Here is a 15,041-nt window from a genome sequence, read left to right as displayed (position 1 = left end):
TTATAATAAAGTGAATGGTTTAATACTCCTATAGAATGGCTTCAATTCTAAAACCTTAGAAAAACGTATCAAATGATTGTTTTTCATTTCCCTTTTTCCTTCTTCGAATTTTTGGATATATGAAACTGAAAACCCTGTATATTCAGCAAATTGCTGTTGGGATAGCCCTGCATCTTGCCTTAACTGTTTTATGTTTTTTGCGTCTTAATTGTCCCAAAAAAAGCATATATTTGGGACAAATTAAAAAAAAATTGATGTCAGTAAAAGAAAAAATAAGAAACGAAATCCAAGCTGGGAAAAAGGGGAGGATAGTAATGCCATCAGACTTTGAAATAAAGTATGGTGTAGAAAATACCAAGAAGTCTCTATTGCGACTTACCAATGAGGGTTTTTTGGAACGTATGGCACGTGGTATATATCTCTATCCTGAAAGAGATGAATTATTAGGGGTGCTCTATCCAGACATAGAGACCATTGCAGAGGAAATAGCACTTCGTGATAATGCTCGGATAATTCCAACGGGAATACAAGCTTTGAATTTACTTGGACTTTCAACACAAGTTCCGCTGAATGCAGTTTTTTTAACAGATGGTTCACCACGAACCATTACAATAGGCAAGCGAAAAATAAAATTTAAGAAGGCCAGCCCGAAAAATTTGTCAGCCAAGGGTAGATTGAGCGGTCTTGCAATACAGGCATTAAAAGAGATTGGAAAAGAAAAGGTGACCAAAGAAGAAATTGCCAAGATTAAAGATCAACTAAAAAAAGAAGACCCTGAGAACATATACCAAGATATGAAGCTGGCACCTTCTTGGATAGCCGATATTTTCGGGGATTTATTAATGTATTATTATGAGTGATTTTATAAACCTAACCAACGAACAGAAAACAAGAATATTTACCCAAGCTGGTGTAAGGGCAAATCTTCCTGCATTTGCAGTTGAAAAAGATTGGTGGGTCACAGAAATGCTTCGCATCGTTTTTTCCTTGCCGTATGCAGAAGCCTTTGTGTTTAAAGGTGGTACTTCGCTAAGCAAAGGCTATGATTTGATAAATCGATTTTCAGAAGATATAGACTTGGCCATTGACCGTGCATATTTTAATATGGAAGGGGATTTGTCCCGTTCGCAAATAAAGAAACTAAGAAAGAAAAGTGCCAAATTTATAAGCACAGAGCTACTGACCGATATAACAGAAGCGATCGAGAAAAGTAAGTTATCTATTTCTTCGATAGGCATTGAACCTTTTGAAGATTCTGACACTGACCCTTTGCAAATTTACATTACCTATGAGCCGTTGACAAAAAAGAGCGAGTACATAGAGCCGAGGGTGCTTTTGGAAATTAGTTGCAGGTCACTTCGTGAACCCTGTGAGGATGTTCCTATACAGTCCATAGTAGATAGAGAATTTGAGTCGGCGGATTTTGCAAATCCAACTTTTAATGTGAGGACTGTTGAACCGCAAAGAACTTTTTTAGAAAAAATATTCTTGCTACACGAGGAATGGCAAAAGCAAAATATAAGAATTGATAGATTGAGCCGTCATCTTTATGATTTGGAAAAGTTGATGGATACAGACCACGCAGACAAAGCTCTTGAAAATGGAAAATTGTTTTACCATATTGCCGAACATCGAAGTGCCTTTTCGCCATTAAGAGGTATAGATTACAACAATCATAAACCTAGCTTAATTCAGATAGTCCCACCTGATAAAGTAATTGCGGATTACGAAAATGATTATGATGTGATGCGAGAAAATATGTTTGTTGGCGAATCTAAAACTTGGGATGCTATGCTAAAACGTCTTACACAATTACAAAAAAGAATAAGAGGATTGGACTGGTAATTGAAGTTGCTAAAAGGGTTCATTATCATACATATTGCCGAAAGTTAAGCTCGTAAAATACTTTCATCAAAAGACTACGGCATGAAGCCATCGCTTCTGACCCTACTCATTTATTCCGTTTCCTTTTGAGCTGAGATTTTAGCTTCCTTCCGATTACTTTCAATACACTCAGCACATTTTACATACATTCCATGCTCGTCTGCTGAAAAATGCGGGCTATCACTTCATTTCCGGAAAAGATCTTCACTACAAAGATCTTGGATACAATTCCCAATTTCAACTTTCCATTTCGCTCACCTCACCGCTAAGGCTGGGAAGCAATATTACATTCCAGAGCCAAAATTGAATTAAGTTTGCTTTTCATCGGAAAGCCATCACTTCTGTTTTCTTAACAGGATTTTCGACGCGGTCAAATCCCTAAAAACCGAATCGATGTCTTACACATTTTAAGGGGTTTATAATGGATAAAGCCCTTGTCGTTTTTCGGGACATCGAAAAACTGGAACGGTGTAACCAATTCTTCTTTGATACTCACCGTTCTATACGCTTAACCCCGGTACGCCAATTTCACGATTCGCTTCAAAGGAATTGCTAACACCCTAATGGAACTTGTCAAGACCAAGCAGGTTTTGACAAAAAATAAGGTCTCTACTTCCTTGAAAACCAATTGCCCTTCCCAACGAAAGGGCCACGGTTTTACCACGTCGCATACACTCCTGATTTGTTTCCCAAAAGTCTTGACAAAACCCACTTTATCCATTGTGCTGGTGCACGTAGGGAAATCCAAACAAACACCCCTTAAAATTTCACGCTGAACTAGGAAGGGGATTGTCAAACTTTTAATACTGGAACTATGAAGGTACAAGTCAATGAAATCAGAATTAGCTATAAGGGTGGGCTTAAGTCCGACCTTTGGCAGAAGATCGGGAACTCCCAGGATGCAGCCGAACTGATATTCGGGGATTGGGATAAGGACACCATCGGAATCTATGAAACCTTTAAGGTGGTGCTGCTCAACAACAGCAATAAGGTAAAGGGCATCTTCCAGCTCTCACAGGGCGGCATCACCGGGACATTGGTGGACCTACGGATTCTTTTTGCCGTGGTACTGAAATCCCTATCCGTCGCCATTATCCTGTCCCACAACCACCCCAGTGGAAAGCTGAGGCCGAGTGAGAACGATAAGCGGATCACATCAAAAATCCGGGATGCCTCGAATCTTTTCGATATCAAGCTCCTCGACCACTTGATCCTGACACCAGATGGGGACTACTTTAGTTTTGCCGATAATGGAATGATCTAATATTCCCATACAATTGAAAAGCACTCCTAAACCGAGTGCTTTTTTTGTTATGTAGGTTCATGAATAGGGTAATTTTCCATATCTTTAAACTGCTGTGAACCAGCACCCATTATTTTACATGGCTGTCCAATTTTTGACTTTCGCTGATAGCCAATAACAACTTTGTTTTATTTACTGAAATCCCAAGCCTTGCTTATAGCTCCCAGAGCTATAGGTATGGAATTTGGTCCCGCCCGCGGGACAAAAATGAATAGCAAGAGGGTAACACGCTCCGCGGTGTTATTCAATAACGATTATTTTTAAACAATTGATTTTCAATATTTTAAAACCTATGTATATAATTGCTTCTTGGTCGATATAACGGAAATGGTACCGAAAGGTCAGTAAAACAAGGGTTGATTTACTCTAAACCCATAAATCGAAATGAAATGGAGCCATTCCAGACCATAAGTATCAAACAGGAAACAGCCAGGCGCTTTCGGGAATTCTCGAGGGCACACTTTGGTACCCACACCGAAGCAATGGAAGCAATGCTCGATTTTTTCCTGTACAATGAGATCTCCCCAAAGGAAAGGTTGGGACCAACGGGCCGTACCATCGAGAAAAAGATCCTAAAACGGATCAATGCGGTTATAGCCATCATTCGCGATATTGAGAAAAACCAAACCAAGCCGACCAACGCTATGTTACAAACCCTGTTCGAAGCGGATGCCGTGACAAATAAATCGCTCATCCTAGAAAAAAGAAATGCCGGAAAAAACCCTCAGAACTATCCCCAATAAAAATATCAATGAATAAAAATATGAACCATGTATATTACCATTTCACCACAGAAGATAGGCAAGACCTATAGCCAGAGCTCGGCAAGTTTCGTTGAATACCTGGAGAAGGAAAACGAAGGACTGAAGGTTGACGAAATGGAGCATTTCTTTAACCAATATGGCGATGAAATATCGGCTAAGGAGGTGATTTCCAATATCGACGGCAACACTGCAAAACTCAAAAAAGCGGAGCCAAAATTCTATTCTATTACGGTTAACCCCTCAAAATATGAATTGAAAAAATTGGAGAATGAGAGTAAACAACTAAGGGAATACACACGCCTTCTTATGAAGGAGTATGCTAAATGCTTCAACCGTACCATCAATGATCGCGAAGTTTCGGTGAGGGATATAGTCTATTTTGCCAAGATTGAACACCAGCGGAACTTTAAGGGAACCGATAGACAAATTAGGGAAAACCAACCTTTTGCCACCAAGATACTAAACCTTAAAAATGAAATCCAAAATATTAAGAATGGATACATACAGGGTGATATCCGGGAAAAGAAAAAGGAAATAGAAAGACTCGAACGGGAAGCCCCACATCAGCAAGACGGAAAGCGTATTGTCCAAGGAATGAAAAAACCAGGAAGCCAATCCCACATACACATCATTGTTAGTCGAAAGGATGCCTCGAATTCCTTCAGTCTTTCCCCGGGAAGCAAGCACAAATCCTCAGAAGTTAAGATGCACGGTAAGATAGTAAGGCGTGGGTTTGATCGGGATCAGTTCTATGAACGGGCAGAAAAAACTTTTGACACCGTATTTAGCTATAAGCGCAACTATGCCGAAACATACCGAGCAAGAAAGGAATTTGTACGGAATCCATCCCTATATTTTGCAGCCTTGATGAAGCTGCCCCCAAATGAGCGTTCAGCAGCGCTAAAGCTTATCGGAAAATCAGGAGCACCCATTATGCCCAATATCCCGACCAACCAAGCGCAATTGGCACTTCGGATCTTCAAACGGCTAAGGCGAGGCCTGGACACAGCTATAAAATCAAGTTCCATAGGAATATGAACATTCACAATGGAACCTATAAGCCTATATATTCTTGTAACAATGTACCTTATCGGTACGGTAACTTTTTACTTGATATATAGATTCTCAACGAAGGCATTCTTTATTAACCTATGTTTGGTAATTATTATTGCCATCGTAAGTTGCTTTGTATTCCAGCCCTTAAGCGTTCTAGTTTATTTGATATGCCCGCTTTCTTTGCTGAGCACTCTGCTGTTTGTTTTTATCCCTCGATCCGGTGATCCCGATAGGTTGCAAAAGCAATATAAGGTATCCCTTCGGACCGCGCAGGGGAGGATAAAACTGGATAATATCAGGCGTGGGGTTTCCATAATTGGATCCGCAGGTAGCGGGAAGACAGAAAGTGTGGTATATGGGTTTTTGAAGCATTTCCGGAAATACGGCTTTTGTGGGGTGATACATGATTACAAGGACTTTGAGATTACCGAGATGGCATATCCATTATTTGAGGACTCCGAGATACCATTCAAGATAATTTCTTTCGATAAAATCGTTCATAGGGTAAACCCGATTGCACCAAGATATCTGGAAAATGAGGAAAGCGTAAATGAGGTGTCCAGGGTATTAATTGAAAACCTTTTGGAACAGCGGGAGTCCGGTGCAACCGGTACGACCAAATTTTTTAATGATGCCGCGGAAGGATTGATCGGTGGTTTGATATGGAAACTAAAGTCTTCCTATCCTGAATTCTGTACCCTTCCGCACCTTATCGCCGTCTATCAGTATCTCGACACGGAGAGCCTTGCTGCATTCCTGAAGACGAACAATACCTCCCGAGCAATGGCCGATGCATTTCTTAGCGGTACTGATTCCGAAAGACAGACAGCAGGAGTGAGGAGTACCCTGGCAAATGCCCTAAAGCGAATAAGTACACGGCGTATTTTTATGGCCCTTTCGGCGGATGAAGTACCGTTGAATATAAATGACCCACGTAATCCGGCAGTAGTATCCGTAGTTAACAATCCTAAATATGAATCATCCTATTCCCCGATCATTGCAACCATTGTACACATGATAACGAAACAGATGAGCGTTAGGAATTCACAACCCTCATTTTTACTGATGGAAGAGGCACCTACCATCCGTCTATTAAACATGCACCGTATTCCTGCCACCCTACGTAGCTATGATATCGCTACCATCCATATTATGCAGGATAAAATACAGAATGATATGATGTACGGGGACAAGATGAGCAAGGCTATCCTTAGCAACCTTTCCTATCAATTCTTTGGAAAGGTCAATGATCCCGATACCGCCAAATATTATGAACGATTTTTTGAACTGGTAAAACAACCAACGAAAAGCATCAGTAAGGCCCAGGATCCCTTCCGTTTGGATACACGTATCACAAAGGGTGAAAGGGAAGTTGCCAAACGCAGGGCTGATGCCTTTTTTAGGCTTCGGCAGGGAGAATTTGTGACTTTTGCAGATGGGAAGGATAGAAAAGTACGTTTTAAACGATCTAAAATTCAAAGAAAACTTCCGCTGGAAACCAATAGGTATTCTAAAGTAGATTTAATAGTTAATTTTGAGCGGATTTACTCAGAGGCAAGGTCGATATTCAATTAAAATATCATTTTAAAATAAAAATTAAAAAGTGATTAGCTTATGCAAAAAAATAAGCCTACGCCCCAAATTGAAACTAATAGCAGTATATTGGCAACAAATACACTTGGAAAAATAAATAGCCAAAGAAATACTGTTCTAACATATCTTCTGCTTGTATATGCATAACGCGATCTTAAATCGCAACCAGCATCTTCATATTCTCTAACAATTGCTTTCATCAACCTTGATAAAGGCTTTTCATATACCTTTCTTAAAGGTTTATATATCGCAACTAATATTACATCAAAGAGAGAGGCTACAAAAACACAACCCTTTTTCGTCAACTGAGGAATTAAACGGTAATTTTTAAGAGGACTTTTAATGAACCAACCCCATAGTGTACGAAGTTGATCTTCTGGCTCAGTTATGTACTTTTCCATTTCCCATTTTGTCCGCCTTGATGCTACGCCATATGAGAGCGTCAGCCCGACAATTATATCTTTCGTCGCATTTGATATTTGAAAATCTATATTCATGACAGAGAGAGGAAGCGAAGGGATAGGTCTAATATAAGTGCGATATCCCAAAAGTAAGTTTTTTTGAAAATTATAAACCGAGTCCCAGTTTTCAATCTTTGGTAAACAATCGATAAGTTCCCAAGTAAAGCTTATGGTGGATAATAGCCAGCTAATTGCTAGGAATGGTGACAGAAAACCGATAAAATAACCAATTACTTTTTTTGATAGGGACAAACCATAATTCCAATTTTCGATTGCTTTTTTCGATAATAATAGCTTTTCTTTAAGTTTATTTCTTTTGTACTTGTTGGAAGGCTTTTTATTTTCCTCTCTTTCTTTATGCTTTAAATATCTACTTATTCTTCTATCTCTGTAATATGTAACCATAGATATGATGTTCCAGTCGAAGCGGGATTCGGGAGAAGGTAACGCTTTAATTTCCTCGTTAAATATTTGACGCAACATTTTCTCTCTTTCTGCAAAAATATTTTCAAAAACTTGTGAAGCGATTCTTCGCGTGCGCCCAGCATGTGAATAGAAATGGGATTGTATCAACTTTCTTAAGGAGAAAAATAGCTCGATGAATTTGTGCAATAAGAGGTCAGGAGTAGAAGATTGGTAATCAATATTTTCAAGCTCTTCTAAATGGGATTTGGTTATTTCAAGATCTTTCTGAAATGTTTTGGTTTCCTTTGGAAACTGCTCTATAATCCCAGGAATTTCCAGAAGCGCAGTATAAGACAGTTGGAAAAACGATATTTCCTTTTTAGAGAAAATACATTTTGAGGAGGAACGTTTTCGTAACTCTTCCTGTGCAACAGGATTATTTCTACACATTAATTTAATTGACCCAGCATTTAAATAGGTAAGGGCTTCTTGCAAATAATACGATGCACAATCCATGGCATCTCTGGCATCTTCAAACTCTCTCATTCTTTATTACCATTGTAAACATTGAATGTGCTTTTGAATTTTTGCGGTATCGCTATAGAGAATGGACATTGCTGATATCAGGAAGTTCAATTTAGAATCTAATTGAGTTATATCTTATCAAAATAAATTCTGAAATTCTCATCTAATATCTCATTTGTCGGTACTATTTTTATCTTTGAAATAAAATCTTATGCCCAAACCAACAACCCAACCCGACTCCCACACTTTTGTAGTATAATCAGAATTGGTAAGTATGTTGGATAAGTCCGTTAAGTCTTGATCAATATATTTTTCATTAATGGAATTTACCTTTCCAAAAGCAAGACCGAAAAATGAACTAATCTTCACTTTTTCAGTGAATAGGCCAAAACCTATACCTGTAGAGGCAAAAGCAGTAATCTCTTCATCGAATGGAACAAATGCACCTATATTAAAAGTTGGTCGAAGAATTCCACCAGTACGGTAAGATACCTCACCATTGAGGCCATAACCTAGGGACATTTGGTTGTTTTCTTCTAGCGTGGCACGAATTTCTTGTTGACTATCCATTTCCGTTTCGCGTAGATAAACCTTATTATTTCGGAGCCCGGTTATAAATAAAGTTCCTCCAAAATCTACACTTAGGCCACGAGTGGTATAATAACTTCCGACTTTATAACTTTTCTCAGGAGATCCCTCGTGCTGGATTACTACGCTAAGGTCGATTTCATCCTTGTTCTCGATAGACAATGGAATAGGGCTGAGCGCAATATAATTGGGAAACCATGATAAAATTTCAGATAGGGTCTGGAATTCTTGAGGTGCCAATATATTTGATTTCCTATTGTTGGAATAAACCTGGTATAATTGAGCTTTATAATCCTCCAATAATTTAATGTCATTTAATGAGAGTGCCTCTTTCTTATTGTAATAATCTTGTACAGTATTTAAATACGTTTTAATATCACTATCTGTTTGAAAGGATTCATCAGGCGTGTTCGCTGCATGTCCATAGTCATTATTTTTTGAACTTTGATTTTCAGCTTGGGTGGTCGTTTTTTTTCCAAAAACTTGATCCAACCCGGTATTGTATGTGTATTCTTTCCCTGCGACATTTACTTCTATTTTTTTTAATTCATTAATGTTGTAGTTCTCAAGATAAACCATTAGACTGCCTTTGGTGGGTAATGCAAAAGCCATTTTTTCCTCAAGAGTGCCATTTTTTAACCTTTTTATTTTTTTCAATCTAGTAACAGAGTTAGATAAAGGATAGGGGGTGCCATCGATATATAGTTTTCGGCCTAATTTATTCTCCTCTGAGTCATTGGTATTATATTCGAATGTCGGAAATGGAATTTCAGAAATCAGAGTGAATTTACCAATTTTAGAGGTTGTAGTTAATTGCTTGCATGCGGATTCAAACTTTATCTGATTTCCATAAAATGTGGAGTCATTGGAGCAATAATAAAATTTGTATTCCTTTTTATCCTTTTTAGCTGAGATTGTTACAACATGCTGGTCGCAATCGATTTCAAAATATAGATCTCCCCATTTTTCGGGTCTATCCGAGTCAGTACATTTGCCTATTATCATTTTATCAGCCAATGTTGCTTTTTCTGCATCCTTAGATGTTTTTGGATCATCGCTATCATGTAGTATTACATCCTTATACTGGCCATTAAAATCCCCATGCGACGATGTTATCGTCGAATCCTTAATGAAAATATCATTGGTTGTTTGTGCTTGGAATTCTTTTGTAATAAATACAGTTAATAGGATGAAGAATAGATTTTTCATAGTTGGATATTATAGTTTGTACATGTAGGCGTAATTTTGACTTACTGCAACCAACATCCCGCAGGATAGTTTCTGGTCATCTGGATTGTTTTTATAGAATATAAGTGAACCGCTATCTCCAAAATTTGGTAGTCCAGGAGTCATAGCGAATATTTTGAATAGCCACATTTCTTTTTTAAATTCTCCAAAATCTATCTCACAATAAGTGCTTTCCCATTTATTTCTAAATCGGATTTTTTTAGTGTAAGACCCTACAATTCTTAGGTCCCCCTCAGGAGATATCAGCCATTCGTTATCAATTAATTTGTGGTACTCCTTTAATACATCCGAATTGCCTGACTCTATCTCAGCCTTGGCAAAATCTTCATTGTGGTTAAATCTAAAATCCGTGATCCTTGCGTTAAATTCTTTATTGCCTATGGTTAAAGTGATATCAACATCTTGAAGCTTTTTTATGGGGCCATTATGGTGGTCTAATAAGTCAGCTTTGGATGCAAATACATGAAAATTGCTAATAGCATAAACCTTATTGTCCTCCTCGACCAGATAAAAAGTGCCATAAGAATTTTCGACATCGTTTTTTGCGTGAAATATGGGTTTTTCTTTCAATACATTATTAAGACTGTAGCTTAACGCCTTGAGATAAGCAGACACGACTATTTTTACGTAGTTTTTTAGGTGAAATCTATTTAAGTCTCGAGTATAGACCCCCTCATTCATAATTTTTTCAACTTCTTTCTGGGCCATAGGACTATCAACCTCTACCTCAATTACCCTTTGATATAGCCCCGATGTAGAATTTATGATAGTATTTAGCCCTACCGATAAAACACCATCTATTTTTTCTAGGTCTTTCTGATATCGATTCAATAATTCGGAAGCAATTTCAAATTGAGATATGTTTGCCAATGTTTCCACCTGTGAGGCTTCATAGGTTTCCAAATATGTGGCTTTAGTATTTACATGTTGTTGTGATTTTTTCAAGCTAAACAAAGTATCCAACAAATCATGCCAAAATTTGGAGCCCAAGCTTAAAAAAAGACCAGTGATAATAAATCCCATGGCATGCTCGAAAACTGTAGAAATTTCACCCCATCCCATTGAATTTGAAATAAGCATTAACAGGCCAAGTATCAGTGTCCCAATGTAAAATGGATACCGGACTTTACTGCTGTTAACCTTGTCGTTATCTGACAATTCAATCAAGTCATTAAAAAGGATAATACTTAAGGACCAAATCACATATGAAAGGACAAACGCACCCATAACAATAAATTCCCAGTTTCCAGGAGTGAACTGTCCCATATTCCAACCGGTAATTATAGCAAGATTTACATTATCTGAAGCATCTGGGATTGAAGATATACGCTCTACCAATTGGAAAAAATTTGCATTAGAAAATGTGGCAATGCCTAATCCACAGATTATATTTATGGTAAGTACTCGATATTCACGCTCTTTTTCTAGTCTCTCAGTGGGCTGCTTATGCGCAAGTACTTTAAGCTTTGCTTTTAACCAAAATGGATATTTTCCATTTCTTGTTTTAAATATTCTAAAAACTGGTATGCGTATAGTTTTATTCTGAAAATGAAGTTTTAGAAAATTGGAGACACGTTCCGCAACAAAGCTTAGCATAAGCATAACTATGCTAAAAGAGATTAAGAACTCAGTAAGACTGATTCCCTTTTCAATTACGATAAATAGTGAATTTATCATTTAAAAGACTATAACAGAAATAAATAATCTAACCTATAATTGACGAAAAGGGGAGTAATAGCAAATATTAGCTTAAAATCGTTTCAAAAAAATGAAACTATAAGACTATTAAATAGAAAAATTGGGAGAGTATAATCGTCTTTGAATATAAATTAAAACATTTTTTAAACAACATCCAAATTAAATGTTGATATTCAGGCTTTTGAGTTGGTTAATATGGTTTTGTGTCAAAAAATATAGGAGAACTTTCTGAAGAAAGATATGCTTTGAATATTGTAAAAACTTCAATAACTCAGAAATAATTTATGATGAGATTTTTTAATGTGGATTGTTTATATATCGATGAGACAATTTAAGTTTTAAATCACGTTCGCCATTCTTTTCATTCAGCTCCAAGACCACCCGACGCTCATTGGATATTGAAAACTTGGGCAACACGTAAACAAGCCAAACTTGTGTTCCTTCCTGAACTTTGGATGGCACTTGATACGAATAAAGCGGTTCTGGGTCAATACGCTGTAAAGACTTCTTTTTACCTTTTTTCCGAGTTTCCACGAAAATGTCCAAGAAATTCAAATCATAGTCCATAGACGAATTGTTCTCAATTTGAATCACAAAATAAAGCTCCTCTTTATCAAAAACGATTTTCCCTAGATGCAACACAATACCCGACTTTCGCTTTCTCCTTAGGGAGATGTGCTCTTGCCTGTTCAATAGATATGAGCAAAACCTTTCATAATATTGATGCTTACCGAGTGGTTGTTTTGGAATATCTTCTATCTCAGGTTCATCCTCACTAACCCTATTTTCGTTCCCGATACTGTTGGATTCCGAAATAAAGTAATTCAGCTTTAAAGGCTTAGTGCAGTATTTAATGATATATGAGAAAATCGCTCCGTTATTACTGATAACTAATAGATTGCTTTCCTGTCCAGGCTTTGCCTGAAGCAGTCCTAAATGCTGTTCCTTTTCCCGGTTGAAGGTAAATACAAAGTTTTCTGAACCCGTTATGCCTTGGCGAATAGGTTCGGGAAAGAACAATGCTACATTTTTGGTATCATTTGCATAAATGGTATCGAGGGGTAACCCGTTTTGACCATTGGATATTGATAGAGTGAGAAGCATTAAGCTTAAAGTGAAATATAGCTTCATAATCTTGGTTTTAAAATAAGGCGGTAATTATTGACTACGGTTATTTTTACCTTTCGGTTGTTACGTCTGAATACTTTAGTGATGCCACTTATTTGGGGTAGGCTCGGGATATTGACTTGATCGACCACATCATCCACGATTTCGTCAGTAGCCTCTGCACGGAAGTTGTTTTCTACATAAATGCCTTCACTACCATCCTGTAGATCGAAAGCCTTTAATTTTGTCGGTTGATGATTAATGTTTTCAATTTCAATCAAGGCGCGATTGGGCTGAAAGCTGATAAACCCGAAAATGGATGTGTTCTTGGGGATAAGCTTCCCATTGATTTTAGCGTTTTGGGCCAATCGCATCCGTAAGCGACTATTGGCTTTTACCACCTGATCGCCATCTACCAATACAAGGATTGTTTCATCCGTTTTTCCAATGGGTTTGGATTCGTTCACTTTCGGCGCGGCTGCAAAGAATAGCTGGTGTTCCAATCCTATTTCCTGGGTTTTGATTCCCTGTTCACTTCTTGATTCGGAAGAATCAATTTTTACAATCTGTTTTTTTGGGACCTGATTTCGATTGATCTGGCTCGTACTTTTCCCGGAATAATGAATTCTATTGGCCTTATAGATGCTATCCACGATTCGTTCTTTTTCCTGTTCAGGCAAATTGGGGTTGTACAATCCTGTTGAGTCCAACAGCTTTTCGTCATAGATACTCGGTGCGGTACTTTCCCGTACTTCCTTCAAATCATTGATAGCATCCAATTTGGAGTCATATTCCTTTTGGTTTTCATCCAACTCCGGTATTAAGGTCTGATGTAGGGTGTCGCTCTTATTTTCTTCCTCACCCATCATCATTACGGCGTAGGAGATAATAAAAGTGAAAAGTACCAGCAGTACAGATATGAAAACAATCTTGTTCTTTTCAATTTTCATAATCGAGTTTTTTCAGGGTTTTTTCAAAATATTCCGTTATTAATAATCCATGGGGATTGTTGGGGAAGTTTCGATCCACGATAACAAGATTGCCAGTTGAGACAAGCTCGTAGGTGTCCACGACGGTTCCCCGATTTATTTCGAATATGGTAACAGTCCTGAATCCATAGGTATCCTTCCCTTCGGTTAACTCGGATGTGATGGTCAGCACCTTCTGTACCAAGGAATATTGTAATAGCCTGTTATACACTCCGTCTGCTTTTTTTTGCCGATATAGATTGTCTACCGAACTGTTTCCCAACCAAAGGGCTTTCTCAATATTCCTTTCATAGTTGCTGGCATCTATGTTATAGAAGTACCTATGGAAAAGCTCTAAATGTGCCAAGGCCTCCACTTTGAAGTTTTCCTTTTGGGTTATCAGCTTTAACGGGATGATACTGCCATCGTTGTTAATGGCGAAGGCACTATTCAACAGGATTTTATTGGTTCTATAGGAAGTCCAGACAGAAAATGTTATCGATAAAAAGGCACACATAACTACGGCGAGAACTATATACCGATTTAGCCTTAAGACATCATAAATATTCTTGTACTTGGTTTTCATTCTTATTTAAATTAATTGGTAAATAATCGAAGGGTAAAGGAAGTGGCTCGCCTATATAACTTGAACTTTAGGAAAACAATGAATCCAACGGAACCCAACTGGACTACCGGGGCAAAGAATCCCTGCCCCTGATCGGTGCCGAAAAGTGTAGTCCAAAAGTTGGTATTGATCTCGGTGTAGATGGCATTGATAAAAACATTGACCAAAAAGAAGGCGGGTACGAGCATGTACACGGCAGCATAAAGCTTAAAGAATGTATAGGCAAGTGACCTGAATTTTTCAAATACAGCAAGACTGATGACCAAAGGAAAAAATGCTTGCATTATGCCTAAAAGGAAAAACCGCTCCGCTAGGAACAAAGGATATATAAACAGATCTAGGATCCAGAGAATCAAACTTAGAACAAAGGCAAGGATCTTAAAACCGTACAATGGGGTAACCAATGCCTCATAAAGCAAGCTCATTGCCATACTTGCGGCATCCAGTAGGCCGACTTCCTCTTCCAGGGGGAAATCCTGAAGCTGCAATGGAAGAAGGGCAGGAGCGGTGCCCCTATATTGGGTTTCGATGGCGACCAATATCCCATCGAAAAAACCGAGGGCCTGAGTGGAGAAAATTACCAATAAAACAACAGCAAAATTCTTAACGAGTTCCCCTGGACTCAGGCCCCAGGTATAGCCATCTTTTTCTGCAACGCCCTCACTGTATTTTTTAAGGATATTGACCAAAAAGAACAGCACTGCCAACACTTTCATGCCCGCAATGGTATATTGCGAAAAGCTGCTGTCCTGAATGGTTTGGAAGATGGTGTCAACGTATTCCAGCCCGATCCCTAAAATTACCGTTGCTGTCATT

Annotated in this window: 14 protein-coding genes; 6 read left to right on the top strand and 8 right to left on the bottom strand. The window is 38.2% G+C overall.

The window, feature by feature from the left end; genetic code table 11:
• A complete protein-coding gene (locus tag I4Q58_RS15765; RefSeq protein ID WP_203296658.1) occupies positions 1-192 on the bottom strand; it encodes a helix-turn-helix domain-containing protein in 192 nt (63 codons plus the stop codon).
• Between I4Q58_RS15765 and I4Q58_RS14275 the strand changes: the two genes are divergently transcribed.
• The 6 genes from I4Q58_RS14275 to I4Q58_RS14250 all read left to right on the top strand — a co-directional run bounded on the left by I4Q58_RS14275 (position 120) and on the right by I4Q58_RS14250 (position 6,582).
• The gene (locus I4Q58_RS14275) at positions 120-860 is read left to right on the top strand and encodes a DUF6088 family protein (RefSeq protein ID WP_236002944.1); all 741 of its coding nucleotides are present in this window, start codon (positions 120-122) and stop codon (positions 858-860) included. The genes I4Q58_RS15765 and I4Q58_RS14275 overlap by 73 nt on opposite strands.
• Entirely contained in the window at positions 853-1,845 is a 993-nt protein-coding gene (locus I4Q58_RS14270) for a nucleotidyl transferase AbiEii/AbiGii toxin family protein (RefSeq protein WP_203296583.1), read from the top strand. Before I4Q58_RS14275 ends, I4Q58_RS14270 begins: the two co-directional genes overlap by 8 nt.
• An 853-nt stretch (positions 1,846-2,698) precedes the next feature.
• Positions 2,699-3,148, top strand: coding sequence for a JAB domain-containing protein (locus I4Q58_RS14265; RefSeq protein ID WP_203296582.1), 450 nt, complete (start codon positions 2,699-2,701; stop codon positions 3,146-3,148).
• Between the two features lie 428 nt (positions 3,149-3,576).
• Positions 3,577-3,930 carry a BfmA/BtgA family mobilization protein gene (locus tag I4Q58_RS14260; protein ID WP_203296581.1) on the top strand — a complete coding sequence of 118 codons (354 nt, stop codon included), beginning with the start codon at positions 3,577-3,579 and terminating at the stop codon, positions 3,928-3,930.
• Positions 3,931-3,957: 27 nt separating this feature from the next.
• Positions 3,958-4,989 (top strand): MobB family relaxase, encoded by a 1,032-nt coding sequence (gene mobB / locus I4Q58_RS14255; protein ID WP_203296580.1) that lies wholly within the window; start codon positions 3,958-3,960, stop codon positions 4,987-4,989.
• Between the two features lie 9 nt (positions 4,990-4,998).
• The gene (locus I4Q58_RS14250) at positions 4,999-6,582 is read left to right on the top strand and encodes a type IV secretory system conjugative DNA transfer family protein (RefSeq protein WP_203296579.1); all 1,584 of its coding nucleotides are present in this window, start codon (positions 4,999-5,001) and stop codon (positions 6,580-6,582) included.
• 32 nt (positions 6,583-6,614) lie between these two features.
• Here the strand turns inward: I4Q58_RS14250 and I4Q58_RS14245 are convergent, their stop codons facing one another.
• From I4Q58_RS14245 to I4Q58_RS14215, 7 genes are all read right to left on the bottom strand, one after another.
• A complete protein-coding gene (locus tag I4Q58_RS14245; protein ID WP_203296578.1) occupies positions 6,615-8,012 on the bottom strand; it encodes a hypothetical protein in 1,398 nt (465 codons plus the stop codon).
• Positions 8,013-8,162: 150 nt separating this feature from the next.
• A complete protein-coding gene (locus tag I4Q58_RS14240) occupies positions 8,163-9,788 on the bottom strand; it encodes a hypothetical protein (protein WP_203296577.1) in 1,626 nt (541 codons plus the stop codon).
• Between the two features lie 9 nt (positions 9,789-9,797).
• Complete coding sequence (locus tag I4Q58_RS14235) at positions 9,798-11,504, bottom strand: hypothetical protein (RefSeq protein ID WP_203296576.1); 1,707 nt, start codon at positions 11,502-11,504, stop codon at positions 9,798-9,800.
• 318 nt (positions 11,505-11,822) lie between these two features.
• Entirely contained in the window at positions 11,823-12,656 is an 834-nt protein-coding gene (locus I4Q58_RS14230) for a DUF4138 domain-containing protein (RefSeq protein WP_203296575.1), read from the bottom strand.
• The gene (traM, locus tag I4Q58_RS14225) at positions 12,653-13,582 is read right to left on the bottom strand and encodes a conjugative transposon protein TraM (RefSeq protein ID WP_203296574.1); all 930 of its coding nucleotides are present in this window, start codon (positions 13,580-13,582) and stop codon (positions 12,653-12,655) included. The genes I4Q58_RS14230 and traM overlap by 4 nt, the downstream gene beginning before the upstream one ends.
• Entirely contained in the window at positions 13,572-14,186 is a 615-nt protein-coding gene (locus I4Q58_RS14220) for a conjugal transfer protein TraK (RefSeq protein ID WP_203296573.1), read from the bottom strand. Before I4Q58_RS14220 ends, traM begins: the two co-directional genes overlap by 11 nt.
• A gap of 11 nt (positions 14,187-14,197) precedes the next feature.
• Positions 14,198-15,040, bottom strand: a complete 843-nt coding sequence (locus I4Q58_RS14215; protein ID WP_203296572.1) for a hypothetical protein — start codon at positions 15,038-15,040, stop codon at positions 14,198-14,200.
• Position 15,041 lies beyond the last annotated feature (1 nt).

It is taken from the genome of Luteirhabdus pelagi (assembly GCF_016827595.1).
Classification (GTDB): domain Bacteria; phylum Bacteroidota; class Bacteroidia; order Flavobacteriales; family Flavobacteriaceae; genus Luteirhabdus; species Luteirhabdus pelagi.
Note: the sequence above shows the minus strand (reverse complement) of the source record. Positions and strands in the feature narration are given on the sequence as shown.